The sequence below is a fragment of the Streptacidiphilus sp. PB12-B1b genome, assembly GCF_014084125.1.
In the GTDB taxonomy this organism is placed as follows: domain Bacteria; phylum Actinomycetota; class Actinomycetes; order Streptomycetales; family Streptomycetaceae; genus Streptacidiphilus.
Genome location: NZ_CP048405.1, coordinates 6590416 through 6617102, shown reverse-complemented (window position 1 = coordinate 6617102; position 26687 = coordinate 6590416). Strand labels below are relative to the sequence as shown.

Sequence of the window (26687 nt, the reverse complement as noted above, 5' to 3'; positions counted from 1 at the left end):
GTCGACAGCAGCCGCTGACCTCGGGACGCTGGCTGGGTGGGAAACGACTTCTTGTTGGTTCTTGTCGTCGTCACGGCTCTCGCCTTCGACTTCACGAACGGTTTTCACGACACCGGGAACGCGATGGCCACGTCCATCGCAACGGGCGCACTCGGCCCCCGCACTGCCGTCGCCCTGTCCGGCCTGCTGAACCTGGTCGGGGCCTTCCTCTCGCTGAGCGTCGCTGCGACCATCGCCAGCGGCCTGGTGGACACCAAGCTCGTGACCCTGACCGTGGTCTTCGCCGGTCTTGCCGGCGGGATCATCTGGAACCTGCTGACCTGGTACTTCGGCATACCCTCCAGTTCCTCGCACGCGCTGATCGGGGGGGTCGTCGGCTCCACCCTGGCCGCGGCCGGGGGCAGCGCGGTGAAGTGGCACGGGCTGGTCGAGAAGGTGATCATCCCGGCCGGCCTGTCCCCGGTCATCGCCGGTCTGATCGCCGCGACCGGGACCTACCTGGTGTACCGGATCAGCCGGGGCGTCTCCGACGGGGCACGGAGCCACGGCTTCCGGATCGGCCAGATCGGTTCGGCGTCCATGGTCTCGCTGGCCCACGGCACCAATGACGCGCAGAAGACCATGGGCGTGATCACCCTGGCGCTGATCGCCAACGGCAGCGTCCCCGCCGACGCCAAGGCACCCTTCTGGGTGATTCTCTCCTGCGGCCTGGCGATCAGCATCGGCACCTACACCGGCGGCTGGCGGGTGATCCGCACGCTCGGCAAGGGCCTGGTGGAGATCGAGGCCCCGCAGGGCATGGCCGCCGAGTCCTCCTCCGCCGCCGTCATCCTGCTCTCCAGCCACTTCGGCTACTCGCTGTCCACCACCCACGTCGCCACCGGCTCGATCCTGGGCACCGGCGTCGCCAAGAAGGGCGCCGTCGTCCGCTGGGGGGTCGCCGGGCGGATGGCCACGGCCTGGCTGTTCACCCTTCCGGCCGCCGGGCTGGTGGGCGCGGGCGCCTATGCGCTGGCCGACGCCATCGGAGGCGACGCGGGCGCCGTGGTCGACCTGGTGATCCTGCTCGCGGTCGGCTGCCTGATCTACCTGAAGTCGCGGTCCAGCGCCGTCAGCCACTCCAACGTCAACGCCGAATGGACGGGCACGGTCGCCCCGCCCGTTCCGGCCAAGGAGGCCACACCGGTATGACCGGCCTCACCGCCATCGCAGCCGAGGGGGAGCAGCCGTGAACTCCTGGATCGACCTGCACGCCCTGTGGCAGATCGTCGTCGTCGGCCTGATCGCCGGGGCGGGCCTGCCCGCGTTGTTCGCCGTGGGCCTGCGCGCCCTCGGCATGTCCGGCGGCCACAGCAGCCCCCGCCCGGCCCCGGCCCCGGCCCGGGCCGGGACCGCCACCGCCCAGCAGGACGAGCGGATCGTCGGCGGCAGCCCGCTGGGGATCGCCCTCGCCGCGCTCTGCTTCGCCGTGGTCCTGGGCGGAGTGGCCTGGGGCATCTACTTCATCGTCGCGGGCAGCTGATGGCCACGGACGAGCGGAATCCACACCGAGAGGTTCGCAAGCCATGGCCCTGCCGCCCCTTCTCTCCTCGGTCATAGGCTGGCTCCGGGCCGGCTACCCCGAGGGCGTTCCCACCTACGACTACATCCCGCTGTTCGCGTTGCTCTCCCGCCGCCTCAGCGACGCCGACGTGGCGGCCCTGGCCGAGGAGCTGGCCTCGACCGGAGACCCGGCCTCGGCGCAGGCCGTCCGCGACGCCATCGCCGGCGTCACCAACGCCCGGCCGCTGGAGTCGGACGTGGCCCGGGTCAGCGCCCGGCTCGCCGCCGGGGGCTGGCCGCTGGCCGGGCCCGGCGAGTTGGCGCCCCGCGACTGACGGCAGGCCCCGCAGCGCGGTCGCGCTGCACTGCGCCGTCCGGTCCGTGCCGGTACGGACCGTGTGGTGTCGTTTCGTGTCGGTTCTTGGTTTCGCCGGGGCGGCTGCCGAGTATGGGCGGTGCCGGGGGTTGCCCTGCACCGAGCCGCCGTGGAGAGATGAGACCCTGTGCGCCTGGCTTCTGCCTACCGTCCGGACCGTCGTGCCCTGCTGCGCGGCGGGGTGGCCGCCGCCGCGGGCCTGGCGGCGACGGCGGCCCGGCCCGCCCGCGCCGAGGCCGCGCCGAGGAGCGCCGGGGGCACCCTGGTCATCGCCGCCGACCAGGCGTCCCGCAGCGTGGTGCTGCTGGAGCCCGAGGCCGTGGCGCGGCGCTCGCTGGCCGGTGCGCAGTGGGTCTGGACGCCCGGCGGTTCGCTGGACGACCTGCGCCCCGAGGAGAGCTGGCACCTCGTCAGCGAGGCCAAGTGGACGCGACTGTACGGCTCCCCGGCGGTGGCTGCCTGCGCCTCGGAGGGGCTGGTCGTGGTGGCGGGCTTCCCGGACGGCGAGGTGTACTGGGCCACCGTCGTCCCCGGGGCCAACCCGCACTCGGTGGAGCTGCTGCCGGACGGCGGTGTGGCGGTGGCCGCGAGCGACGGCGGCTGGGTGCGGCTGTACGCGGCGGCGCTGGGCCCGCGCAGCACCCGCTGCGCCGAGTACCTGCTGCCGGGCGCGCACGGGGTGCACTGGGACGCCGGCACCGGGCTGCTGTGGGCGGTGGGCGGGTCCGTGCTGGTGGCCCTGGCCTGCAACCGCAGCCGGCTGTACCCGCAGCTGAGCGAGGTCGCCCGGTTTCCGCTGCCGGGCTACGGCGGCGGCCACGACCTGGGCCCGGTGGCGGGCGATCCCGACCGGCTGTGGGTCACCACGGACGGGCACGTCCTGCAGTTCAGCGTGCCGGACGCGGCCTTCGTGCCATTCCCGGAGCAGGCGCGGGTGGACCACCCGTCGGTGAAGAGCATCGGCGACGATCCGGCGACCGGGCAGATCCTGCTGGTGACGCCGAGCCTCGACAACCCCTGCGTCTGGTGCACCTCCACCGTCGAACTGGTCGATCCCGACGGGGTGGAGACCTTCCCGGGGGCGGCCCTGTACAAGGCGCGCTGGGCGATCGGCCGGGCCTGACCGCGTCCGCCCGGACCCGCAGGCCGCTGACGTCACTCCGTGGCTTCGCCCCACGGCTGGAGCGGGCTCCGCGCCCAGGGCCGGTCCGGATCGGAGGTGTCCCAGACCACGGCGAGCTGCAGCGTCGGCTGGTCCAGCGCCGTCGGCTGCTCCGGCGCGGGGGCGGTCCGCCGGCGCCGCCGGGTGACCAGGGCGACCAGGGCGACCAGCCCGGAGGCGACGTTGCCGGCCGCCCAGGCCCAGCCCAGCCAGACCAGCCCGTGCGGGGCCCAGAGCACGGACAGGGCGATGGTCACCACCGCGTAGACGACATTGCTGAGGATCAGCGCGCGCATCAGCCGGACCAGCTTGAGGATGTAGCCCGCCCAGGTGTTCAGCGCGACCGCGAGCGCGCCCATGGCGAAGACCTGGAGCAGCGGGTGCGCCTGGGTGGCGTAGCCGCCGCCGAAGAGTGTCAGCAGCAGCCCGCTGCCGAACGCGACCGTCGCCGCGGCCGGTATCTGCACGCCGATGATGATCACCACCGAGCGCCGCAGCAGCACCCCGAAGCGGGAGGGGTCGTAGGAGACCTCGGCGAAGACCGCCTCGCTCACCGCGTACGACACCGAGTTGAGCAGGTTGGCTATCTGGAAGGCGACGAAGTAGTAGCCGGCCGCGGCCGCTCCCAGCTGCTGCAGCACGATCAGCGGCACGACCATCAGCGGGGCGAGGTTGAGCAGGCTGGAGACGTAGCTGGCCACGGAGAAGCGCAGCTGCTCGCGCAGCCGCGTCCCCCGGGAGAGCAGGTCGAAGCGGAAGCCGAGCCTGCGGCTCATCAGCACCAGCGAGGCCAGCACCGCCACGACGTAGCCGCCGCCGACCGAGTCGAGGATGCCGGCCACGCCGCTGCCGACCAGCAGGGCCGGCAGCGCCAGCTTGGCCAGGCCCTGCAGAACGCCGTCCACCAGCACGTTGTACTGCGGCACCCGGGCGCTGATGAAGACCGAGTCGGTCAGCAGGTTCAGCGCGGCGCAGGCGCAGAAGACCACGAAGGCCGCCGACAGCAGCAGGTGGTCGCGGACGAAGAGGAGCCGCTGCCCGTACCACGGCAGCCCGGCCAGGTAGCCGATCCCCACCGCGCACGAGGTGGCCGCCACCACCACCAGCGACTGGGTGATCTGGCCGTTGCGGGAGACCCCGGCGGCGGGGAAGCGGATCAGCGTGCTGTTGAGGCCGAACAGGCTCAGGTAGGAGATCAGCGAGGTCGCGGAGATCAGCGAGGTGGCCAGCCCGACCTGCGAGGGGCTGTAGAAGCGCGCGACGACCACCCAGAACAGGAAGCCGAGGCCGGAGGTGACGACGGTCGCGGCGAGCAGGAAGAAGGAGCTGCGGTACACCTGGTCCGGTGGACGCGCGTGCTTGGGGCTGCGCCTGCCGGCCCGGCTCACGGGCGGCCCGCCGGTACCGCGCGCGCCAGCCCGGCCCGGCGGGGCGGGTGGTTCGGGGCTATCTGCACGAAGGGGCGCATCAGGGTTCCAGGCCGGGCTCGTCGTCGTGGGGGCGGGCGCTCCGCGGGAAGACTCTAGCCGTACTGCGCCCGCCCCCACGTGGGTCCGCCCGCCGTCGGTTCAGGCGGCGGACCCGCCGGAGACCAGCGCCTTCGGCGGTGCGGCTACGGCCTGCTCGGGGCGGTGGTCAGGAAGTCCAGGACCAGCGGCCCGGCCAGGGCGCGGAACTCCTCGAAGTAGGCGTGCCGGGCCTGCGGGATCAGCTCCAGCCGGGCGCCGGGGATGCGGTCGGCGAGCAGCGGGGCGTTGGCGGCGGGGTTGAGCAGGTCGTCGGCCCCGTGGATCACCAGGGTGGGTGCGGCGATGTCCGGCAGCAGCTCCCAGGCGTCGTGCCGGTTGCTGGCCGCCAGGTGGTGGCGCCGGGCGTGGGCGGGCATGCCCGGATCGCCGAGGGTGTGGTGCGGGCCCGGATGGGAGTCGAGCCACCGGGGCGTGTACATCAGCTCCAGCAGGGCCTGCCGCGCGGCCTCGGGCCGGGGCTGCGCCAGGGCCTTGCGGACGTCGTTGCTGCGCTCGACGCCGTGCGGGCCGCCGGGGGAGGTGCAGCCGAGCACCAGCGCGGCCACCCGGTGCGGGTGGCGGGCCGCCAGCTGCTGGGCCACCCGCCCGCCCATGGAGGTGCCGTAGACGTCGGCCCGGTCGATGCCGAGCCGGTCCAGGACGGCGATGACGTCCTCGGCGAACAGCTCGGTGCTGTACGGGGCGTCGGGCTTGTCGCTGTCGCCGGTGCCGCGGTAGTCGAGGGTGAGGGTGCTGCGGGCGGGATGGAAGTCGGCCCGGACCTGGTCCCACCAGTGGTGGTTGTTGGCCTGGCCGGCCAGCAGGACCAGCGGCGCGCCCTGGCCCTGGAGCTGGTAGGCGATGCGGACACCGTCCGTGGTGGTCGCGTGCGTCATCGGCTCCTCGCTTCCGTGTCGGCGGCAGCATACGCGGTGGGGCGGATCACTCCGGGGTGATGGTGACGCCGATCCCGCGCTTGACCTCGGCCAGCCGGTCGACCACCTCGGCCGCGTCCCGGCCGCAGACGGCCGCGACCGCGAGGGCGTCCGTGGACCGCCTGGGCGGCCGCACCGGGTCGCCGGGGCGGTAGGGCGTGGTGAGCTGGAGCAGCCAGTCGGCCTTGGGCAGCGCGTCGTAGCCGCGGAAACGGCCCAGCCGGGGCGGGTAGACCATCGACCAGCCGGTCGCCGGTCGGTCCGGGCGCGCCCGCGGGCCGCCGTCCGCGACCTGGCGCCCGAGCTGCGGCAGGATGCTGGAGTGGAGCAGCGAGATCCCGTGGCGGTGCCGGAACGCGGTCTCGATCCCGGCGCCGCCGGGGCGTCCGCCCAACTCGCAGAACACCGGACTGCCGTGGGTGTCGAGGAACGCCTCCAGGTGCGCGGCGCCGCTGAACCAGCCGATGCAGCCGAGCACCGCGCGGTTGAACTCCAGCAGGAGTTCGAGGTCGGGCCCGTCGTCCAGGGTGTGCGAGCGGATCTGCCCGTCCAGCGGGAAGGTCTCGTGCGAGTCCAGGTACTGCGAGACGGAGGCGGCGACCGGCACGCCGTTGCTGACGGCGCTGTCGATGTGGAACTGCCGACCGGTGATGAACTCCTCGGCCTCGTAACGGTCCTGACCGGCGAATCCCTGCCGCTGCAGGCGCATCAGCTGGTCGTGGTCGCGGACCATGTGCACATCGAAGGAGCCGGCGCCGTGGACCGGCTTGACGACGATCTGGCCGAACCGGTCCAGCAGCCCTGCCGCCTGGGCGGGTTCGGAGACCTCCAGGAACTCCGGGACCCGGATGCCGTGCGCCGAGAAGTGGCGCTTCATGGCCACCTTGTCGCGGAGCAGCAGCGTCTGCTCCGTTCCCTGCCCGGCCACGCCCAGGGCCTCGCGCAGCCGCGCCGCCGGAAGCAGCAGCCGCTCCTGGGTCGCCACCACCCAGTCGAACGCGGCGTCACCGACCAGCTCCGGCAGGGCGAGCCCGGCCGGGGCGTCGATGTCCACCGGTATGCAGCGGCCCACCTGCCCGGGAGACACCTGGGCGAGGTGCCGGGGCCGGGCCAGCAGCGTGACGTCGTACTCGTCCGGGGGGAAGAAGAGGCTGCCGTCGGGGTGCCGGTAGGTGTCGTAGCCGACGTGGCTCACCAGGGCCACCCGCTGGCGCGTCACGGCTCTCCCGCCTTCACGGCCTGGTGGACGTCGACGCCCGGCAGCTGATCCGCCGCCGGCCTGGCCGCGATGGCCAGGTGCGCCAGCCAGGACGCGGTGGCCAGGGCCACGGCCGAGACCACCAGCAGCGACGCCGGACCGGCGGCCGCGGCGACCACACTGCCGACCGCCGCGCCGACGGACCCGCCCAGCGACATGCACGAACTGATCCACGACAGGGTCTCCGCGGACATGTCCGCCGGGGACAGGTCGCTCGCCATCACCCACAGGGCCACGAAGCTGGGCCCCAGCGCGATGCCCATGACCGCCGCAGCCGCGATCAGGACCGCCGTCCAGCTGAAGCTGGCCGCCGCCACCAGCAGGGTGCCCAGGCACAGCACGACCAGCGTCACCGGCAGGGTGGCCTTGGCAGACCAACGCTCCGGCAGGGCGCCCCGGATGAGCCCGCCGCCCACGCTGCCCACCGACATGCAGCTCAGCAGCACCCCGCTCATCAGCGGCGCGTGGTGCTGCTGCGCCCAGGCGGGGAAGGCCAGCTCGATGGCGCGGACCCCGAGGAAGAAGGAGACCGCCGCCGCCATCGTCCGGCGCAGCACCTGGTTGCCCAGCGGGCCCAGCCAGTGGCGCTTCTCGGACGACTCCCGTTTCGGCGGCTTTGGCGGTCTGCGGGAGAGCAGCAGCAGGGTCGAGCAGGCGCACAGCAGCGCGGAGGCGGCCAGACCGGCCCACGGCGCCACGACCACCACCAGGAAGGCCGCGATGGTCGGACCGACGATGAAGCCCACGTCGGTCAGCATGGCGTCCAGCGACAGGACGGTCGTCCGGAGCGTGCCCGTGGTCAGCGTGCCCCACATCAGCCGGGTCACGATCTGGATCGGGGGAGCCGACAGCCCGGAGAGGAACGCGCTGACGAGGGTGACGGCGAACGGTCCGCGGGTGCTCTCGTTCAGCACCAGGACGGCCAGCGTCACCAGGTACGCCACCAGCGCCGGAGCCAGCACCAGCGGGTAGCCGTAGCGGTCCACCAGCCTGCCGCGCAGCGGGAGGGTGGCCCCGGCCAGCGCCGACACCGAGACGACGACGGCCGCCTGGTCGAAGCCCCGGTAGTGCGCGACCTCCAGCAGGAGGGCGAGCGAGGAGATACCCGGCCTGAGCTTGGCTGCGACAGCCGCGAACAGGGACGAGCCGAATCTCGGCAGGGAGAACAGCTCCCGGTACGGGGACAAGAACCTCATCGAGATCAGCGGACCGGTTCCAGCACGATGTCCACGGCCTCGCGGACCGCGGTGAGCCGCTCGACCAGGGTCGGGTGGTCCGGCGCCGAGACGCTCACCCGCACCGGAATGGTCTTGATGCTGCCGGTCGTGGGCACCGTGTCGCCCGGCCGGGGGCCCACCACCAGCTTGTCCACGCCGGGCAGTTGCTCCACCTTGTCCAGTCCGCGGATCTCCACCAGCCGACCGGCCGGACCGTCGTTGCGGATGGCGTTGGCGCCGCAGAAGCTGTGGTGCCGCACCGGCGCGGCCGCGATCTTCGGCACCTCGCCCAGCCGGCAGGCCAGGGTCTGGCCGTGCGGGTCGAGGTCGCTGTGCGCGATCCACGCGTCGATCATGGGGTAGGCGGGCAGCCGGGCGCCCAGCTCGATGAGGTAGGCGTCGCCGTCCGAGACCTTGATCTCGGTGTGGCTGGGGCCCAGGCGCACGCCGAACGCGTCCAGCACCGGCCGCACGTAGTCGACGGCCGTCTGCCAGTCGGGGTCGTCCTGCGGGATCTGCGCCCAGTCCCAGTAGGGGAACGCGTAGTCCCGGTCGTCGGGCTGCCGGTACTCCCAGATGTCCACGATGTGGTGCTCGCCGTTGTGCGACAAGAAGTTGACGCCCAGTTCACGGCCGCGCACGTACTGCTCGACCAGCCAGCCCTGGACCGGCCGGCCGAAGTGGTCGGTCTGGTGCAGGGTCGAGAGGTCCTCGACGTCCTCGGGGCCGCTCAGCAGCCGGACGCCGTGCGACGAGCCCCCGGTCGTCTGCTTGAGGAAGGCGGGGAAGCCGACGGCGCGCGCGGCATCGGGGATGTCGGCCGCGTCCTCGACCAGCGCGTACCGGGGGATGCGGATCCCCGCCCGCGCGGCCGTCTCCCGCATCACCGACTTGTCCCGGCGGGCGACGGCGAGCCGGGCGCCGTTGCCGGGCAGCCCGAACTCCTCGGCCAGCGTGTCCGCCTGGTCCACGGACACGTCGGAGGCGGGCACCACCGCGCGGATGTCGGCGCCCAGCTCGGCGAGTTCGGCCCGGATCCGGTCCGGCTCCGCCGCGTAGATGCTGACCGTGTCGCCCGTGGTGTGGTCCGGCCAACGGCTCTGGACGTGCTCACGGGGCATGGTGTAGACGGAGATCACGGCCAACCCGCGCTCGGCGGCCTGGGGTTTGAAACCCATGCTCGGCCCGCAGGGGTCCATGAGCACGACAGCGGGCTTGCCGCTCAGCGGGCTGGTCATGATGCTCCTTGTTGCTTCTCGTCCCCGGCGCGGGGCTTGTTCGGGCCCTGCGCCGGGGCTCCGTTCATGTTCACATCGAGGCGCCGGTACCGGCGTTGGTGCTGGTGTCGGTGTCGGTTTCGTGGGCGAAGTAGCCGGTGGGGGTCTTGGTCCCGTTGCCCAGGTGGGAGCCTTCCTGGACCTGGTAGAGGGAGTTGAACTCGGCTGCGGCGATGGGGAGCTGCCACTGGCCGGGTTCGCTGCGGACGGTCCTGGGGGTGGTGCCGCGGACGAGTTTGGCGGTGGGCTCGTTGTGGGCGGCGTGCGGGCCGTAGTAGATGGGCAGGGCGTCGGCCGCGCGGTAGGAGGGGATGAAGACGCGGCGGTACATGTCCGAGAGGTTCTTCTCCGAGCTGTGCAGGAGCAGGGGGTGGATGAAGACCACCGATCCTGCCGGTCCCTCGCAGTCGGTGACGGTGGCGTCGTCCAGTCCGGCGTCGGCGGGGGAGGCGACCTTGCCGACGAAGTGGCCGTCGGCCTCGTGCTTGAACAGGCCGTGCCGGTGGGAGCCGGGGACCACGCGCAGGCAGGCGTTCTCGCGGGTGGCGTCGTCCAGGTAGATGAGGGTGGCGACCAGGTCGGTGTTGGTGTGCGGGTAGTACGCGAAGTCCTGGTGCCATTCCACGACGCTGCCCACGCGCGGGGGTTTGACGTTGAGCTTGGAGTACTGCAGGACGATGTCGGGGCCGATCAGCTGCTCGACGGCGTCCAGGAGTCGGGTGTCCTCGGCGATGCCGGCGAAGAGCTTGTCCCGTGAGGTGGGTGCCCAGATGCGGCGGGCCCGGGAGCCGTCCTCCGGCTCGGCCTCGGCCACACTGGCCAGGTCCGCGGAGGAGAGCAGGCCGTCCACAACGGCTCGCGCCTGCTCGATCACCGCGGCGTCGAAAATCCCCTCGGCGACACAGAACCCGTTCTCGCGGTAGAAATCGACCTGCCCCTGGCTGAGGGCGTTTCCCATTGATTAACCCTTTCGCACAGTCACCTTGTAGCTCCCGCAGATTCTTGCCAGCCAATTCATACACGGCAACCGGCGCCGCACGCAAGGCAGTCCCCGCCGCAGGGGCAGTCGGACCGGTCAATGGGCGTGCTTCTGCCGCACTTCTGCCGCACTTCTGCCGCTGGTGGATGTGCACTTCTTGGCTAGTGTCGACACAACGCTGTCCCGCACTCCCCCGCTCGAGGTATTCAATGTCAGAGACATCGCCGATGGCCGCGTTCTCCCGCGCCGCCGAGCCGGCCTCGCGGATCCTCGTACAGCGCCTCGCGGAACACCGTGCCGCCGGTGAATGACCAGTCGTACCACAGGTGTTCGGTCCGGGGCGGCGGGCAACTCCAGCCACAGCGGCGTCCGGGGGACTCGGTGTCGACGCGATCCTGAACCGGGGTCACTGCGGTACCAAAAGGTAATGGAGAAAAACCATGGGATTGCCGACGCCAAGGTCGATCGTGCTCGGCGGGATCGGCGCCGACGCTCATTCGGTCGGGCTCACTCTGCTGAAACACGCCATCACTGAGGCAGGCCATGCGGTCGACTTCATGGGCACGCAGAACAACCTCGACGACTTCTTCAGGCACGCGGCCGACGCGGACGTGGTGATGATCTCCTGCATGGACGGTCACCTGCGCCACTATCTGAAGCAATTCCCGGACCTGATGCTCAAGTACCCGGACACCGACGCGCTCTGGTACGCCGGTGGAAACCTCGACGTGGGCAGCGCCGAGCGGATCCGCGGCGAGGCCCGGCGCCTGGGGTTCCGGCGGGTCTTCCCGACGTACGTCGACATTCCCACCGTCCTCGCGGTCCTGGCCGAGGACCTGGCCACCAGGAGCCCGGCGGTCCGCGGCAGGCCCGCCGTCGCCTCCTGGCCGCCGCACCCGGGCACGGCGCCGCCGGACCAGCGGCTCACCGTGGAGGACGTGCAGCGGCAGCGGCCCGAGGTGCTGGAGTCCTGGCCGACCGGTGCCCGCGCAAGGGACTTGGCGGACAATGCGGCGTTCCTGCTCCGGCAGCCGTCGTTCGCGCACGCGCACCTGCCGCGCCCCCGGGTGGAGCGGCCGTTCCTGGTGCAGCCGCGCTCGGGCGTGGCGCTCGCCGTCCAGCAGCGCACGGCGTTCGTGGGCCTGCGCCGGGCCGGTGCGGACGTGCTGTCCTACCAGATCGACTCGCTCACCCGGAACAACGAGTACCAGAAGGCCGGCGACGCCATCGCGGAGAGCCGGGAGCGCGGCGCCTCCACGCTCAACGGGTTCCCCATGGTGAACCACGGGGTCGACGTCCTGCGGCAGATGATCTCCGAGGTGCGGACGCCGCTGCAGACCCGGCACAGCACCCGCGATCCCCGGCTGCTCGCCGAGATATCGAGCGCCGGCGGCGTCACCGGCTTCGAGGGCGGTGCGATCACCTACAACATCCCCTATTTCAAGGAATACGCGCCGGCCCAGTCGCTCCGGCGGTGGCAGTACGTCGACCGGCTGGTCGGCCTCTACCGCGAGAAGTTCGGCGTGGTCATCGACCGTGAATTCTTCGGTACGCTCACCGCCGTCCTGATCCCGCCGAGCCTGGCCATCGTGGTGAATGTGATCGAGGCCATGCTGGCGGCCGCCCAGGGCGTGGGCTCGGTTTCCCTCGGATATGCCGAACAGGGAAACCGCTCCCAGGACATCGCCGCCATCAGGGTCATGCGCGAACTGGGCCAGAAATACCTGGCCAACCTGGGATATCCCGGGGTCCAGGTCAACACCGTCTTCCACCAGCACATGGCGGCGTTCCCGCAGGACCGGGCGCGGGCGACGCAGCTGATCGTGGCCTCGGCCTCCACCGGCCGGCTGTCCGGGGCGTCCCGGATGATCGTCAAGACACCGGTCGAGGCCACCACCATCCCGTCGGTGGCCGACAACCAGGAGGGGCTGCGCCTGAGCCGGCTTGGCTCGATCGAGGCGGACGGTATCGAGGTGGACGAGCAGACGGTCCGTGAGGAGGCCACCGTCCTGCGGGCGGAGGTGGACCAGATCCTCGAGAGCGTCCTGCTGGCCGGCGGCGGAAGCCTCACGGAGGGCGTGGTGAAGGCATTCGCCCTCGGTTATCTGGACGTCCCCTTCTCGCCCAGCGTCTACAACCGCGGTGAGGTGCTGACAGCCCGGGACGTCAATGGCGCGGTGCGCTATCTGAACACCGGTCGGCTCAGGTTCAGCGCCGATGTCATCGAATTCCACCGGAGCCGGATGAGCGAACGCCGCAGGACCGAGAACCCGCCGGTGCGCAGCGATTGGCAGCTTGTCGAACGAGATGTGCTGCGCATACCATCGGGCCATTATCGGCAGTGGCCGCTCGATGCCTGAACGACAGTAGATCCGACCACGTCGTAAAAAACTTCGGACCTGATCCCGTCATAGAAATGGAAAGTGCACGATGGCAAAGGAATTCACGATCCCGGAGTTCACGATCCCCGGCGCGGCCGTCCCGGCGCTGCTGGAGCGGGGCATCGAAGCGGACACCCCCCTGGACAAATGGCCGACCGAGGCGTTCCGGACGACCAGCACGGAGATCCAGGAGCTGGCCGACGGGATACTCGCGGCCGTCCGCGGGCAGGCGGGCGGCGTCGTCGTGCGGGTCGCCCCCGAGGGGCTCAGCGACCACGACCTCTCCACCCTCTACTGGAACTTCTTCGGGGCGCTCTTCCGCGCGGTCCCGCAGTACAGCTCCGGCGAGCTGATCTACCCGGTCGAGGTCCAGGCGTCGGCCGCGGAGACCAGCCACTACTCGAACTCCAACAAGGCGGGCAACTACCACACCGACGGCACCCTGTTGCCGCAACTGCCCGACGTCGCCTTCCTGTTCGGCCTGTCCGCGGCGACCGGCGGGGGAGAGACGCTGCTGATGGACGTCGACGGCCTGGTCGAGCAGCTCGCCCGGATCGACCCGGCGCACGTCGCCGAGCTGAGCCGGCCGGTGCCGTTCGACGTGAAGGACCAGATGGCGGGTGTCAGGATCAAGCGGCAGCCGGTGCTCACCAGCACGCCCGACGGCTACGAGCTGCGCTACGTCCGCCTGTACATCGAACAGGCGTTCGCCGCCGAGAACACCCCGGTGCCGACGGAACTCCAGGCCGCCATGGACGCGTTCGACGAGGTCTCCGCCGCCGCGGCGGTCACCGCGGAGGCCGTGCTGCTGGAACGCGGCGTCGGCCTGCTGTGGGACAACCGGCGGATGCTGCACGGCCGTCGGCCGTTCCAGGAGACCCACTCCAGCCGCCGGCTGCGCCGGGTCTACGGCGTGCTGGGCGAGGGACGAGCCGAGTGAATCGGGGCGGGCCCAGGCGCCGCCGGGAGCCCGAACCGCGTTGTCAGACCGTCACGTTCGAACAGGGAGCACCGCATGCCACGTACCGTTGACCTCTCACGCCCGCTGGAAACGGGTATGCCGCACGCGCGCGGCGTCCCGGCCCCCGAGTTCAAGCCCACCAGCACCTGGGCGGAGCACCGGATGCGGGTCATGCGCCTGGACATGCCGACCCACATCGGCACCCATGTGGACGCCCCCTCGCACTTCGTCGAGGACGGCGCCACGGTCGACCAGCTGCCGCTGTCGGCGCTGGTCGGTCGGGCGTACTGCGTCCAGGTACTGCGGGACGGCCCCGACGCGATCACGGCGGCCGAGCTGAAGGCCGCCGTGGAGGAGTCCGGCGCCGTCCTGGAACCCGGTGACGCGCTGCTGATCCGCACCGGCTGGGACGACCGCTACACCGACCCGGCCTATGTGGACCTGCACCCGTACCTCGCGGTCGACGCCGCCGAATGGGTCGTGGCCACCGGACTGCGGCTGGTCGGCATGGACACCATCAGCCCGGACCTGCCGATGGCGCTGCGCCCGGAGGACTTCCCCTACGACGTGCACCGCGCGCTGCTGGGCGGCGGCCTGCCGATCCTGGAGAACCTGGTGCTGCGGGAGGTCCCGGACCAGTGGTGCACGCTGTTCGTGGGCGTGCTCAACGTCCTCGGCGGCGACGGCGCACCGGCCCGGGCGCTGGCCGTGCTGGACTGACAGCCCGAATAGCATCGAGGCGCGCAGGGACCGGCCGGCCGGTCCCTGCGCGCCGTCGTCGGTCCGCGCCCGGCGCCCGCTACCTGGCCCGCGCGAGCACGGCGTCCACCGAGGCCCGGATGATGTCCAGCCCCTCGTCCAGTTCGTCGTCGCCGAGGGTCAGCGGGGGCAGCAGCTTCACCACGTCGCTCTGCGCGCCGGAGGTCTCCACCAGCAGCCCGCGTTCGAACGCCGCGACGCACACCTGGTGCGCCAGGCCCGGGGTGCGCAGCCGCAGCCCGGCCGCCAGGCCCCGACCGCGCACCTCGAACTCCGGGTCGGAGCCCGCCAGTTCGGTCAGCGCCGCGGTGACCCGCTCGCCGCGCTCGCGGGTGGACTTCTCCAGCGTGCCGTCGCTCCAGTAGGAGCGCAGCGCCTGCGCCCCGGTGACGAAGGACGAACTCACGCCGCGGAAGGTACCGCTGTGCTCGCCCGGCTTCCAGACGTCCAGCTCCGGCCGGATGAGGGTGAGGGCCAGCGGGAGGCCGTAGCCGCCGATGGACTTGGACAGGCAGACCATGTCGGGGGTGATCCCGGCGTCCTCGAAGCTGAAGAACGGCCCGGTGCGGCCGCAGCCCATCTGCACGTCGTCCACGATGAGCAGCACCTCGTGCCGCTTGCAGACCTCGGCGAGGTCGCGCAGCCACTGCGGACCGGCCGCGTGCAGCCCGCCCTCGCCCTGCACGGTCTCCACGACGACGGCCGCGGGCCGGTCCAGCCCGCTGCCCGCATCGGACAGCAGCCGGTCCAGATAGCGCGGGCCCGGCTCGGCGCCGTCCTGGTACCCGTCATACGGCAGCGGATGGGCGTAGGTCAGCGGCACCCCGGCGGCGGCGCGCTTGGCCGCGTTGCCGCTGACCGCCAGCGCCCCCAGGGTCATCCCGTGGAAGGAGTCGGTGAAGCTCACCACCGTCTGGCGGCCGGTGACCCGGCGGGCGAGCTTCAGCGCCGCCTCGATCGCGTTGGCGCCGCCCGGGCCGGGGAGCACCACCTTGTAGTCCAGCCCGCGCGGGACGAGCACGAGGTCGTTCAACGTCTGCAGGAAGTCCTGCCGCGCCACGGTGAACATGTCCAGCGCGTGCGAGACCCCGTCCCGCCGGATGTAGTCCAGCAGCACCTGTTTGAGCAGCGGGTTGTTGTGCCCGTAGTTGAGGGCGCCCGCACCGGCGAAGAAATCGAGGTAGGCCGTGCCGTCCTCGGCGTACAGCCGGCTGCCTTGGGCCCGGTCGAACACCACCGGCCACAGCCGGCTGTAGCCGCGCACCTCGGATTCCAGCTCGGTGAAAATCGTCATCTCGCATGTCCTTTCTTCCGAGCCTGGGCTCACGCGTCACGGCCATTCGTATCTTCCACGGTTGCCCGCCGCAAGGCGTTCCCCCTTGCCCGGAGAGGCAGTTGGGCCCGTCGTTGGGCGCCCTTCTGCCGGGTTTCTGCCGCTCTCGGACGTGCGGTTCTCGGCTAGTGTCGACGCAGCGCTTTCCCCACCCTTCTCTGCTTGAGGTGTTCAATGTCAGAGACATCGCCGACGGTCGCCGAGGACGGGCGATCGTCCACCGTCGAAATCCTGGACTGCACGCTTCGTGACGGTAGTTATGCCGTGGACTTCAAGTTCACCGAAGGCACCATCAAGAGCGTCCTGACCGGTCTTGAAGAAGCAGGTGTCCGATTCGTCGAGCTGGGCCACGGGTTGGGCCTCAACGCCGCCGAGCGCACGCCCCACCCCACCCGGGTCTCCGACGCGCAGTGCTTCCGCATTGCCTCCGAGGCTCTGGCGAAGGCGAGTTGGGGGATGTTCTGCATCCCGGGAATCGCCGAGCTGGACCACCTCAGGCAGGCCGTGGACGCCGGCATGCAGTTCGTCCGGATCGGCGTGGACATCTCCGCCGTCGCACCGGCCGAGGCTTTCATCGCCCTCGCCAAGGACCTCGGCATCACCGCGTTCACCAACCTGATGAAGACCAATGTGCTGGGCGTCGACGGTGTCACGGACGCGGTCCGCCAGTGCGCGGAGTACGGCGCCGACACGGTCTACCTGGTCGACTCGGTGGGCGGCTACCTGCCGTCGGACGTCGCCGAACTGTTCGAGCAGGTCGGCCGGGCGGTGACGGTTCCGCTCGGCTTCCACGGCCACGACAACCTGAGCCTGGCCAACGCCAACTCGCTTGCGGCGGCCACGAACGGGGCACGGTTCGTGGACACCACGCTCGACGGCATCGGCCGCGGGGCCGGCAACACCGTCACGGAGACGTTCGCGGCGACCCTGCACGCCCAGGGCAACGGCACCGGGTACGACTTCCGCGCCCTCGCCGAGCTGAGCGAGTCCGTCGTGCGCCCGTTGGAGCGGCTGCACGACGACCGCACCTACCAGCTCGTCGGCGGCATCACCCGGACGCACTCCAGCTTCTTCCCGCTGATCAGCCGGTGCGCGAAGACCGCGAACGTCGACGTCTTCGAGCTGATGGCGGCGGTCGCGGAGATCGACCGGGTGAACCCCGCGGAGGACGTGGTGCTGAAGGCCGCCAACGCCATGGCCGCGCGCTAGGGCCTGCCGCCGCCACCCGCCCCTGACCATTCGCACGCCTGGTACGAGAAGAGTTTCCGTGGAACCGAACGACCCTGTGATCCTGCTGATCGACCCGACCACCACCGGGAACGGACGCGACTACAAGATCGCCGTACGCGATCTCGGTTTCGCCGCGCTCTCGCTGTTCACGGGTCTGTCCACGGTGGCGAACCAGCAGGCCGACCCCGACGACCCGATGTCGCTGCACGCCGCCGACGTGGACGACGCCGTCCGGCAGGTCCGCGCGACCGGGTTCGACGTACGGGCCGTCGTCCCCGCCAACGGGTCAAGCCTGCACGTGGCCGACGAGATCGCGGCCCGGCTCGGCCTGCCCGGCAACGACCCGGCCCAGGGCTGGGCGCGGCGCAACAAGGCGGCGATGCGGGTCAGGGCCGAGCAGACCGGGGTCCGGGTGCCGGAGTTCCGGCTGGTCCGCTCGCTCGACGAAGTCGCGCAGGCCGCACGGGAGATCGGCTTCCCGGTGATCGTGAAGCAGACCATGGGGACGGGCTCCTACGGCGTCTCGGTCGTCGGCGGCGAGGCGGAGCTGGAGCGGGCGGTCACCGGCCTGGCCGAGGACAGGTACGGCCAGCCGGTCACCGAGTGGCTGGTGGAGCGCTACGTGCGCGGGCGCGAGTACGCGGTGAACTTCTTCAGCGCCGACGGCGCGCACCGGCTGGTCGACATCTGGGAGTACCGCCGGCCCGACGACCGCGACTACGACTTCCCGCTGTGGGACATCATCCAGATCGACGCCGACCACCCCGACTACGCCCGGGTGGAGCGGTTCTGCACGCAGGTGCTCGACGCGTTCGGCATCCGCCGGGGGCCGGGCCACATCGAGGTCAAGTGCGGCGACGGCGAGGACGACGTCTTCCTGATCGAGCTCGCCGCCCGGTTCTCGGGCGGCCCCGCGGTGCCGCTGTGGGCGATCCACTCCGAGCTGCGGCCGTTCCACGACGCCGTGGAGTGCTACCTGGGCCGCCGTCCGCGCATGATCGACGGCGACCACGGGTTCACGTCCGTCCTCGGTTCCGTCGTCATCCGCAACGACGACGCCCCCGGCACGCTGGTGGCCGTGCACGGCCTGGACGAGCTGAGCGCCCTGCCCGGCGTCGCCGACGTGCTCGCGGAGTTCAAGCCCGGGGACCACGTGCCGGTCACCAACCACAGCATGTGCATCCCGGTCAGCGCCTCGGTGCACGGCCCGGACCGGGCCACCGTGCTCCGCACCATGGCCGCCGCGCGGCAGGCGGTCAGGCTGGAGATCACCCCCGACCCGGTCCCGGCGGCTTCGGGCGCCGACCGCGCCTGACCGCCGGTGCGGCGGCAGGGCGAGGCGACGGACCGGTGCGGCCCGCCCCCTCGCCCTGCCGCAGGTCGGGGCGGCTGCTCAGCGCCCGCTGGCCGGGCCGGACTTGAGCCTGACCGTGTTGCGCAGCTCGCCGACGCCCTCGACCAGGGCCTCGACCGTGTCCCCGTCGTGGATGACACCGGCGCCGGGGGTGCCGGTGGCGATGACGGTGCCGGCTTCGAGGACCATGCCGCCGGAGAAGTAGCCGACCAGCCAGTGCGGGTCGTACATCATCGCGGACACCTGGTTGGACGCGATCGTCGTGCCGTTGACGACGGTGGAGATCCGCACGGCGGAGAGGTCCGGGATCTCGTCCGGGGTGACCACCCACGGGCCGAGGCTGCAGAAGGTGTCGAACGCCTTCGCCCACGGGATGTGGCGGGGGTTGACCCGGATCACGTCCTCGGCGGTCATGTCCAGGACGCTGGTGTAGCCGAAGATGACCGACGGGGCGTCCTCGGGCGACACGTCGCTGCAGGTGGTGCCGATGACCACGCCGAGTTCGGCCTCGGCGGTGACCCGCTGCGACTGGCTGGGCAGCAGGATGTCGTCGCCGTACCCGATCACCGTGGAGGACGGCCGCAGGTAGGAGCCCGGGGCGTCGGTCGGCTGCCGCACGCCCAGGTCGTCCGCGTGGCGCAGGTAGTTCAGGCCCACGCCCCACAGCTTCGGCGGGTGGCGGTAGATCGGCCCGAACTCCGGCGCGCCCGGCGCGGTCGGCAGGGCGGTGGCGGGCAGGGCGGCGACCGTGGCCGCGAGCGCGGCGCCCTCGCCCTTCTGGATGAGGTCCAGCATGGTGGGGCCGTAGCCGGTGCCCGCGGCCGCGTTGACGGCGCTCAGCGAGGCGATCCCGCCGGGTACCGACACGCCGACGTCCTCACCGGTGTCGGTGCGGAGAGTGCAGAGTCGCACGGTTCATCCTTCTTCCTGGTAGTGCCCGGATCATGCGGCTGTGTGCTGCCCGGCGATGGCGCTCCGCCCGGCGATGCCGACGATGTTGAGAACGCTGAACATCGCCACGTCGTGGTGGTCGATGCGGCGGAGCATGCCGAGGATGAGCAGGTGGTAGATGTCGTCGGCGCACTCCGCCGCCGTCAGGCCCATGGTGTCCGCCACCTCCGGCACCGACCAGTAGCCGTCCAGGTCGCGCGAGGCCCGGTGCGGCGCCGGCTGCGGCGTGCCGTGGGCCATGGCCGACAGCAGGTCGCGCTGACGGCTGCTCAGGGTGGTGATGGTGTGCTGGACCGACGCGTAGGCGTCCGCCTGCTGACGGCCGCCGTGCGGTCGGCGTGCGACCGTGAGCGGCTCGGTGGTGAGCTGGTGGGAGAGCTGCCGCAGGGAGTAGATCAGGCTCCAGTGGGCGGCGGATTCGAGCGCGGCCGGAAGGCCGTCGAGGGTGCGGCAGATCCGGGCGACGTCCGCGAGCGTGTGCGGGTCGGGACGGAACGCCGGCTGGATCCGCTTCGCCTGGGCGAGCAGCAGCGCCACCGACGCCACCTGCTCCAGCTCGGCCGGTTCAGTGTCGGACAGCGGCACCGGCAGCGGCGCGAGCGGGAAGAGCGAGTCCAGCGGCATGTCCACGGGGTTCCTGGTGGTGACCAGGATGCGCAGCCGGGGGCAGGCGGCCACCAGGCCGGCGGTGATGTCCGCCAGCCCGTCCTGCGGCCCGGCGCCGTCGAGGACCAGCAGGCCGTTGGACTCCCCGATGGCCTCGATCAGGCGTCGGCGGCTGTCGGGCCCGGAGTGCACGATCTCCCGCAGCCAGCTGGGCGGTTCCGGGGCCCCCGCGGTCGCCCGTCCGCTGCGGAGCGGGTCGTCGAGGGGCAGCCAGAGCACCGTCGCCTGTTCGGCCGCCTCCAGCGCGCGGGCCACCTCCCGGGCGAGCCGGGTCTTGCCGACGCCCTCGATGCCGGTGATGGTGACCAGGCGGTGGTGCTCGGCGCCGAGCATCGTCGTCAGCACCGCCACCTCCTGCTCCCGGCCGATGAACGGGCCGCTCATGGCCGGTCCGGCCGCCCCCGCGGGGAAGCCCGGCGCGTGGTCGTTGGTCAGCCGGTTCATCTGCGGGGCGCTCAGGCCGAGGGCGTCGGCGAGCAGGCGCAGCGAGTCCGCCCGGGGCTGGCGCACCCTCCCGTTCTCCAGATCGCGGATGGCCCGGACGCTGAGCGTGCTGGAGCGCGCCAGCTGCTTCTGGGACAGCCCGTTCTGCAGGCGCAGGTTGCGCAGCTGCCGGCCGAAGGGCGTGGCCCCCGGCCCGCTGTTGGCGCAGCCCTGGCGGAATCCGATCGGAGTGTTCTGCTTGGTCGACTCACCGGCGGCGACGGCCGGTTCGCGGTGCAGGGTCGTCGGCATCTCCCGCCCCGAAGGCCGAGTGGAGATCCGGCCGATTCCTGACACCGATGGTGTTTCCATGGCACATGCTCCTCGGGGCCGCGGCAGCGACCCGGTACAGGGCCGCGGCAGCGGCCCCGGATCGGTGTACAGGGCCGTGGCAGCGGCCCCGGAGAGAGGTTTCAGGGGTGCGGATCCGGCTCAGGGACGCAGCAGGTTGAACAGCTCGGCCCGCAGCCCGGCGTCCTCGCCGAACGCCCCGCGGTAGGCCGTCGAGGTCATCTGGGCCGCGGCCTTGATGCCGCGCATCGTCATGCACAGGTGCTCGCCCTTGGCGATGACGGCCACGTCCTCCGTCCCGCTGAGCGCGGCGATGTCCTCGGCGATCTCGGAGACCAGCCGCTCCTGGACCTGGAGCTTGTGCGCGTGCCGGTGGGCGATCCGGGCGAACTTCGACAGGCCCAGCAGCCGTTCGGTGGGCCGGTAGGCGATCGTCACCGAGCAGTTGAACGGCAGCAGGTGGTGCTCGCAGAGGGACCAGACCTCGATGTCCGAGACCACCACCAGCTGCTGGGTGCCGTTCGACTCGAAGAGGGTGCCGACCGAGCCGGGCTCGTAGTTGATGAACTCGCGCCACCAGCGGGCGAAGCGCGCCGGGGTGTCCCGCAGCCCGTCGCGGTCGGGGTCCTCCCCGATCTCCTTCAGCAGCTGCCGGGCGAGTCCGACCAGGGGGTCCTCCTCCTGCGGCTTCTCCGCGTCGATGTCATCCTCCTGCACCAGCGTGGTCACAGACATTGGGGCACCTTTCCAGTCCGACCGGCACGGCCGTTGCTCGATTTCCGATGAACGGGCGGCTGGCTCCCGCCAGCCGGCCGGCGTTTCAGGGCCGGTACTCGGCCCACGTCTTGGGGGTCTCGGAGATACGCACGGAGGTCAGCTCCGGGAACTCCTTCGACCAGTGCTCGTAGAGCCACACCGCCAGGTTCTCGGCGGTGGGGTTGTCGTCCACCAGGTCGTTGAGGTGGCGGTGGTCGAGCGTCTGGTCGAGCCAGGTCTTGAAGGGGGCCAACTCGCCGTAGTCACGGACGAACCCCGTCGGCGTCAGCTGCGTCAGATCGGCGCTCAGCTCCAGCTCGACCACGTAGTTGTGGCCGTGCAGCCGGGCACACTGGTGTCCCTCGGCCAGGCCGGAGAGCTGATGGCTGGCAGAGAACTCGAACTTCTTCGTGATGCGCAGCGTCATGTCTCCGATTCACCTTTCTTGCTTGATTGAGCCACGCGCTCAGACACCTCGCGTGTCGCCCCACAACAAGGTGTGCAGGCGTGTGGTGAGATTCCAGCCCCGTGCGATCACCGCGTCGGCCAGTTCGGCCATGTGCCGGTTGACCTCGGCGCCGGTCTGTCCCTTCGGCATGATCCAGACCGAGTCCAGGTCGAACTCCTCGACCAGTCCGGCCACTTCGTCCAGATCGTCGCCGTTGCGGCAGACGAACTTGAAGGTGGTGCCCGGCGTCACCGCGAGGCTCCGCAGCGCGCCCGGCACGATCCGCCGGTCGACCGGATCGCCCGAGTGGGCCAGTTTGGGCGAGACGTTGAAGCGCACCCCGGCGGCCACCAGGGCCGGGTCCGCGGCGTGCGTGCCGTTGGTCTCGATCTCGATCTCCAGGCCCCGTGCGGTGAGCAGTTCGACCAGCGGGACCAGTCGGTTCTGCTGGCCGAGCGGCTCGCCGCCGGAGATGACGATCAGCTCGACGCCGAACGCGAGCAGCTCCTCGGCCACCTCGCGGACGGTCCGGCGGTGCAGCTCCTTGCGGGGGTCGTACTTGACCCCGGAGTCGCCGATGCCGGTCCAGTCCCAGGTGTAGGGCGTGTCGCACCAGGTGCACGACAAGTTGCAGCCGCCCAGCCGCAGGAACGCGCACCTGCGGCCCATGGAACGGCCCTCACCCTGGACGGTCGGGCCGAAGATCTCGTTGACTACGAGTTCCGGTTCCACGCGGTACCGCCTCCTTCCGTGTCGGGGCCGCCGGTCAGGCGGCCGGCACCGGTCACTGCGGTATCAGTGCTTCGCGGTAGTCCGTCGGGTCCGTGATGCCCAGATCGGCGAAGGCCCCGCGCCGCTCCACGCACGCCGCGCAGGCGCCGCAGTGGATCTCCTCGCCGCGGAAGCACGTCCAGGTCCTGTCCCAGGGCACGCCGAGCTTCTCGCCGAGGGCGACGACTCCGGTCTTGGGCAGTTCGATCAACGGAGCGAGCAGTTCGACCCCGGGCGCGAGCGACCCCTTGGTCGCCACCCGCTCCATGTCCAGGAACAGCCGCAGGAACTCCGGCGAGGTGTCGGACGGGCCGACGTCCTCGGCCATGACGCCGAAGGCCACGGCGTCCGCCTGCACCGTGACCGCCAGCGCGAAGGCCACCGACAGCAGCACGGCGTTGCGGTTGGGCACGATGTTGGGGTTCCCGCCGACCGACTGGCCCGGGCGGGGCACGGCCACGGTGGGGTCGGTCAGCGACGATCCGCGCATGACGCCCCGCAGTGAGCGCAGGTCGACCTCCTCGTACGGCGCGCCGAGCCGTTCCGCGGCGGCGGCGGCGAACTCCAGCTCCTTGCGGTGCCGCTGGCCGTAGTCGACGGCCATGACGTGCAACTCGTGGCCCTCGGCGGCCAAGTGGTGCGCCATGGTGACGGAGTCGATCCCGCCGGACACGACGGCGACGATTCTGCTCATGCTTCAGCCTCCGGGATGGATTCGGGCGGGACACCGAGCTTCTCCAGGACTGTTCGCCGCGCGTACGCCGGCGACAGCCCCCGTCCGCCGCCGACCGGGGCGGCCAACGGCTCGATCAGCGTGTCCGGGTCGGTCTCGAAGAAGAAGACCAGCGACAGCAGCTCCTCGTCCGGGGCCGCCGGGCTGGGCGGCAGCACGCGGTGCTTCAGCGACCGCCAGCGCCCGTCGGTCCACAGCTCCATCAGGTCACCGAGGTTGACGATGAGCGAGTCCGGGCTGTACGGCGGCGAGAACCAGTCGTCCTGCTCGGTCCACGCCTGCAGCCCGCCCACGCCCCGCTGACGGCTGAGCAGCGTGACGGTGCCCAGGTCGGTGTGCGGCCCGTTGCGGAACTGGCCGCGGGCGACCTCGCCGATGCTCGCGTACGACGGGTACCAGCTGGCGTTCTGCGTCCAGGTCGCCTTCTGCGCCCGCGAGGTGAAGAAGTCCTCCGGCAGGCCCAGCGTGACGGCGAGCACCTCGTTGACCGCCTGCACCACCCGCACCATGTGCGTCGTGTACGCGTCCGCCGCCGCCCGCAGCTCGGGCAGCTCGGCCGGCCAGCGGTTCGCCGGGTAGTTGAACCGGTCCCGCCGCTCGTCGCCGGTACGGTGCCCGGGCCCGGAGTAGAAGGACTCGTGCAGGTCCGGCGCGCTCGGGGCCTCCTCGCCCTCGTTCAGCGGCACCCCGACCCCGCCGGGGGGATGCATCTCGAGCCAGCCGCCGTCGTACGCGGCCTCGATGGCGTACTGCGCCTTGACCTCCCTGCGCAGGGCGAAGAAGCGCTTGGCGGTGGCCCGGTAGTCGTCGATCACGGCCTGCGGCACGCCGTGCCCGGACACCAGGAACATGCCGGTGCTGCGCAGCGCGGCGTCCAACTCCGCGGCGATCGGGGCGCGTTCGGCGTCGGACGCCTTGTGCCACAGCTCAAGGTCGATCTCAGGAATCTTGCCTGGCACAGCGGTGACTCCTCACTTGCCCCGCGCGAGTACCCGGCCCACGCAGGTACGGATGATGGCGAGACCCTCGTCCAGGTCGTCGTCGCCGATGGTCAGCGGGGGCAGCAGCTTCACCACGTCGCCCGCGGCCCCGGAGGTCTCCATGAGCAGGCCGTTCTCGAAGGCCGCGGCGCACACCGCGCGGGCCGCGCCGGGCTCGGGGATGCGCAGTCCGGCCGCGAAGCCGCGGCCCCGGACCTCCAGCTCGGCCCCGGAGTGCTCGGCGGCGACGGCGCCCAGCGCCGCCGCGATCCGCTCGCCGCGCTCGCGGGTGGACTTCTCCAGCGTGCCGTCGCTCCAGTAGGAGCGCAGCGCCTGCGCCCCGGTGACGAAGGACGAACTCACGCCGCGGAAGGTGCCGTTGTGGTCGCCGGGCTTCCAGACGTCCAGTTCCGGCCGGATGAGGGTGAGGGCCAGCGGGAGGCCGTAGCCGCCGATGGACTTGGACAGGCAGACCATGTCGGGGGTGATCCCGGCGTCCTCGAAGCTGAAGAACGAGCCGGTGCGGCCGCAGCCCATCTGCACGTCGTCCACGATGAGCAGCACCTCGTGCCGCTTGCACACGGCGGCGAGTTCGCGCAGCCAGTCCGCGCCGGCGGTGCGCAGCCCGCCCTCGCCCTGGACGGTCTCCACGATGACGGCGGCGGGCCGGTCCAGGCCGCTGCCCGGGTCCGACAGCAGCTGGTCGAGGTAGCGCGGGCCGCTCTCCCCGATGCCCGGGTAGCCGTCGTAGGGCAGCGCGGTCGTCGAGGTCAGCGGCACTCCGGCGGCGGCGCGCTTGGCCAGGTTGCCGCTGACCGCGAGTGCCCCCATCGTCATCCCGTGGAAGCCGCTGGTGAAGCTCACCACCGACTGCCGCCCGGTGACCCGCCGGGCGAGCTTCAGCGCCGCCTCGACCGCGTTGGCGCCGCCCGGGCCGGGGAAGACCACCTTGTACTCGAGCCCCCGCGGCGCCAGCAGGACGTCCTGGACGGCTTCGAGGAAGTCGCGCCGCGCCACGGTGAACATGTCCAGCGCGTGCGCGACGCCGTCCCGGGCGATGTAGTCCAGCAGCGCCTGCTTGAGGAAGGGGTTGTTGTGCCCGTAGTTGAGCGCGCCCGCACCGGCGAAGAAGTCCAGGTAGGGGCGGCCGTCCTCGGAGAACAGCCGGCTGCCCTCGGCCCGGTCGAACACGACCGGCCACTGCCGGCTGTAGCTGCGCACCTCGGAGTCGAGCTGGTCGAAGATCGTCATGCCGTCACCCGCGCCTGGACGACGAACCAGTGCCGGTCGAGCCGGACACCGCGGTCGCCTGCGGCCGAGGCGACATAGCGCTCGAACAGCGGCCGGTCCGCCTCCGTGTCGTAGTCCTCGAAGATCGGCACCTGGCGCAGGAACGTGTCGAGCTCGACCGGCGAGTGGTAGAACTCCTCGGTCCGGAACGCCTTCTCCAGCACCACCGTGAAACCGGCCGCGGTGAGCTCCTCCACCACCTCGTCCATCACCGGCCTGCCGTCCCAGCGGCCATACAGCTGGCCCCGGCCGAAGACCTCCTTCAGCTCACGGGCGTCCGTCTCGCCGATGCCCATGTAGACCAGGTGGCCGCCGGGCTTGAGCACCCTGCGGAACTCCTCCGGGAACAGCGGCCCGCGCCGGGAGGTGAGCACGTCGGCCTCCCCGTCCGGAAGGCCGGTACGGGAGGCGTCGCGCTGCTCGAAGCTGACGCCGTCCAGCCCCACCGCCTCGCGCTTGCGCTCGGCGGACTCCAGCATCGACGCCGACATGTCGATGCCGAGCACGCTGCCGAACGCCGGGGCGATCCTCAGCAGGCTGCGCCCGTCGGCGCAGCCGATGTCGACCAGCCGGGCGTCCGGGCCGCCCAGGCCCCTCGCCAGCTCGTCGAAGGCGGCCTCCGGGTCGCCGTCCGGAAAGACATCGGTACGCAGCCCCCCGCTGGTGTATTCGCCGAACTCGTCGGCGACCCGCGAGTAGAAATCCGGGTCCATCGTCACCTACCTGGGTTTAATCGATCCGGCAGAGCCATTGCGGGAAATCCGCTCGGCACACGGAACGTCTGCGTCCGGCCGCCTACGGAAATGAATTCTCGTTAACGTTAACAGCCACGCGCTGTTATCCCTCTTCAGCGATTCTTGCTCGGACCGCCATCGCCAACAATGTCCGTCCGGGCAACCTTTCGGGCAACGCTGGGCGCAGGCCGCGCAGGTACGCCGTCCCGCGGGGGCAACACAGCCGGTCGCAGGCATATTCGCTCCGGCCGCCCCGCAGACCGGGGTACGGACAACGCACCAGGTGAGCCGCGATGGCCCGGCCCGGGCGCG

Annotated in this window: 26 protein-coding genes; 9 read left to right on the top strand and 17 right to left on the bottom strand. The window is 71.5% G+C overall.

What is annotated here, in order from left to right; all coding sequences use genetic code 11:
- Positions 1–36: 36 nt before the first annotated feature.
- The 4 genes from GXW83_RS28775 to GXW83_RS28760 all read left to right on the top strand — a co-directional run bounded on the left by GXW83_RS28775 (position 37) and on the right by GXW83_RS28760 (position 3041).
- Positions 37–1191 carry an inorganic phosphate transporter gene (locus GXW83_RS28775; protein WP_225447309.1) on the top strand — a complete coding sequence of 385 codons (1155 nt, stop codon included), beginning with the start codon at positions 37–39 and terminating at the stop codon, positions 1189–1191.
- 37 nt (positions 1192–1228) lie between these two features.
- Complete coding sequence (locus GXW83_RS28770) at positions 1229–1522, top strand: hypothetical protein (RefSeq protein ID WP_182445966.1); 294 nt, start codon at positions 1229–1231, stop codon at positions 1520–1522.
- A 43-nt stretch (positions 1523–1565) separates the two neighbouring features.
- A complete protein-coding gene (locus GXW83_RS28765) occupies positions 1566–1877 on the top strand; it encodes a DUF3349 domain-containing protein (RefSeq protein WP_182445965.1) in 312 nt (103 codons plus the stop codon).
- Between the two features lie 168 nt (positions 1878–2045).
- Positions 2046–3041: a DUF6528 family protein gene (locus GXW83_RS28760; protein WP_182445964.1), complete on the top strand. Its 996-nt coding sequence runs from the start codon at positions 2046–2048 to the stop codon at positions 3039–3041.
- A 32-nt stretch (positions 3042–3073) separates the two neighbouring features.
- On the opposite strand, the gene GXW83_RS28755 is transcribed toward GXW83_RS28760, so the two are convergent.
- The 7 genes from GXW83_RS28755 to GXW83_RS34565 all read right to left on the bottom strand — a co-directional run bounded on the left by GXW83_RS28755 (position 3074) and on the right by GXW83_RS34565 (position 10850).
- Positions 3074–4417, bottom strand: a complete 1344-nt coding sequence (locus GXW83_RS28755; protein WP_182445963.1) for a lipopolysaccharide biosynthesis protein — start codon at positions 4415–4417, stop codon at positions 3074–3076.
- 275 nt (positions 4418–4692) lie between these two features.
- Positions 4693–5484, bottom strand: a complete 792-nt coding sequence (locus tag GXW83_RS28750; protein ID WP_182445962.1) for an alpha/beta fold hydrolase — start codon at positions 5482–5484, stop codon at positions 4693–4695.
- Positions 5485–5530: 46 nt separating this feature from the next.
- Positions 5531–6742, bottom strand: coding sequence for an ATP-grasp domain-containing protein (locus tag GXW83_RS28745; protein WP_182445961.1), 1212 nt, complete (start codon positions 6740–6742; stop codon positions 5531–5533).
- Positions 6739–7977, bottom strand: a complete 1239-nt coding sequence (locus tag GXW83_RS28740; RefSeq protein WP_182445960.1) for an MFS transporter — start codon at positions 7975–7977, stop codon at positions 6739–6741. Before GXW83_RS28740 ends, GXW83_RS28745 begins: the two co-directional genes overlap by 4 nt.
- A 5-nt stretch (positions 7978–7982) precedes the next feature.
- Positions 7983–9236 (bottom strand): ATP-grasp domain-containing protein, encoded by a 1254-nt coding sequence (locus GXW83_RS28735; protein ID WP_182445959.1) that lies wholly within the window; start codon positions 9234–9236, stop codon positions 7983–7985.
- A gap of 70 nt (positions 9237–9306) precedes the next feature.
- On the bottom strand, positions 9307–10233 hold the full coding sequence (locus GXW83_RS28730) for a phytanoyl-CoA dioxygenase family protein (RefSeq protein WP_182445958.1): 927 nt from the start codon (positions 10231–10233) through the stop codon (positions 9307–9309).
- A 233-nt stretch (positions 10234–10466) separates the two neighbouring features.
- Positions 10467–10850, bottom strand: a complete 384-nt coding sequence (locus GXW83_RS34565) for a hypothetical protein (protein ID WP_225447308.1) — start codon at positions 10848–10850, stop codon at positions 10467–10469.
- Between GXW83_RS34565 and GXW83_RS28725 the strand changes: the two genes are divergently transcribed.
- The 3 genes from GXW83_RS28725 (at position 10734) to GXW83_RS28715 (ending at position 14316) form a co-directional block, all read left to right on the top strand.
- On the top strand, positions 10734–12614 hold the full coding sequence (locus tag GXW83_RS28725) for a methylaspartate mutase subunit E (protein ID WP_370466899.1): 1881 nt from the start codon (positions 10734–10736) through the stop codon (positions 12612–12614). The genes GXW83_RS34565 and GXW83_RS28725 overlap by 117 nt on opposite strands.
- Positions 12615–12684: 70 nt before the next feature.
- The gene (locus GXW83_RS28720) at positions 12685–13575 is read left to right on the top strand and encodes a TauD/TfdA family dioxygenase (protein ID WP_182445956.1); all 891 of its coding nucleotides are present in this window, start codon (positions 12685–12687) and stop codon (positions 13573–13575) included.
- Positions 13576–13650: 75 nt separating this feature from the next.
- Positions 13651–14316 (top strand): cyclase family protein, encoded by a 666-nt coding sequence (locus tag GXW83_RS28715; protein WP_182445955.1) that lies wholly within the window; start codon positions 13651–13653, stop codon positions 14314–14316.
- A gap of 79 nt (positions 14317–14395) precedes the next feature.
- On the opposite strand, the gene ectB (GXW83_RS28710) is transcribed toward GXW83_RS28715, so the two are convergent.
- On the bottom strand, positions 14396–15649 hold the full coding sequence (ectB, locus tag GXW83_RS28710) for a diaminobutyrate--2-oxoglutarate transaminase (RefSeq protein ID WP_182445954.1): 1254 nt from the start codon (positions 15647–15649) through the stop codon (positions 14396–14398).
- Positions 15650–15862: 213 nt separating this feature from the next.
- Here ectB (GXW83_RS28710) and GXW83_RS28705 point away from each other — a divergent pair, with 213 nt between their 5' ends.
- The gene (locus GXW83_RS28705; RefSeq protein WP_182445953.1) at positions 15863–16897 is read left to right on the top strand and encodes a 4-hydroxy-2-oxovalerate aldolase; all 1035 of its coding nucleotides are present in this window, start codon (positions 15863–15865) and stop codon (positions 16895–16897) included.
- A 58-nt stretch (positions 16898–16955) separates the two neighbouring features.
- The gene (locus GXW83_RS28700) at positions 16956–18233 is read left to right on the top strand and encodes an ATP-grasp domain-containing protein (RefSeq protein ID WP_182445952.1); all 1278 of its coding nucleotides are present in this window, start codon (positions 16956–16958) and stop codon (positions 18231–18233) included.
- A 78-nt stretch (positions 18234–18311) separates the two neighbouring features.
- Here the strand turns inward: GXW83_RS28700 and GXW83_RS28695 are convergent, their stop codons facing one another.
- From GXW83_RS28695 to GXW83_RS28655, 9 genes are all read right to left on the bottom strand, one after another.
- Complete coding sequence (locus GXW83_RS28695; RefSeq protein WP_182445951.1) at positions 18312–19184, bottom strand: fumarylacetoacetate hydrolase family protein; 873 nt, start codon at positions 19182–19184, stop codon at positions 18312–18314.
- Positions 19185–19214: 30 nt separating this feature from the next.
- On the bottom strand, positions 19215–20624 hold the full coding sequence (locus GXW83_RS28690; RefSeq protein WP_182445950.1) for a helix-turn-helix domain-containing protein: 1410 nt from the start codon (positions 20622–20624) through the stop codon (positions 19215–19217).
- A 180-nt stretch (positions 20625–20804) separates the two neighbouring features.
- Positions 20805–21398 carry a GTP cyclohydrolase I gene (gene folE / locus GXW83_RS28685; RefSeq protein ID WP_182445949.1) on the bottom strand — a complete coding sequence of 198 codons (594 nt, stop codon included), beginning with the start codon at positions 21396–21398 and terminating at the stop codon, positions 20805–20807.
- Positions 21399–21483: 85 nt separating this feature from the next.
- Entirely contained in the window at positions 21484–21846 is a 363-nt protein-coding gene (locus tag GXW83_RS28680) for a 6-carboxytetrahydropterin synthase (protein ID WP_182445948.1), read from the bottom strand.
- Between the two features lie 39 nt (positions 21847–21885).
- Positions 21886–22599, bottom strand: coding sequence for a 7-carboxy-7-deazaguanine synthase QueE (locus GXW83_RS28675; RefSeq protein WP_182445947.1), 714 nt, complete (start codon positions 22597–22599; stop codon positions 21886–21888).
- Positions 22600–22651: 52 nt separating this feature from the next.
- The gene (locus tag GXW83_RS28670; RefSeq protein ID WP_182445946.1) at positions 22652–23332 is read right to left on the bottom strand and encodes a 7-cyano-7-deazaguanine synthase; all 681 of its coding nucleotides are present in this window, start codon (positions 23330–23332) and stop codon (positions 22652–22654) included.
- Positions 23329–24330 (bottom strand): isopenicillin N synthase family oxygenase, encoded by a 1002-nt coding sequence (locus GXW83_RS28665; RefSeq protein WP_182445945.1) that lies wholly within the window; start codon positions 24328–24330, stop codon positions 23329–23331. Before GXW83_RS28665 ends, GXW83_RS28670 begins: the two co-directional genes overlap by 4 nt.
- A gap of 12 nt (positions 24331–24342) precedes the next feature.
- A complete protein-coding gene (ectB, locus tag GXW83_RS28660; protein WP_182445944.1) occupies positions 24343–25602 on the bottom strand; it encodes a diaminobutyrate--2-oxoglutarate transaminase in 1260 nt (419 codons plus the stop codon).
- Positions 25599–26354: a class I SAM-dependent methyltransferase gene (locus GXW83_RS28655; protein WP_225447571.1), complete on the bottom strand. Its 756-nt coding sequence runs from the start codon at positions 26352–26354 to the stop codon at positions 25599–25601. Before GXW83_RS28655 ends, ectB (GXW83_RS28660) begins: the two co-directional genes overlap by 4 nt.
- Between the last annotated feature and the right edge of the window lie 333 nt (positions 26355–26687).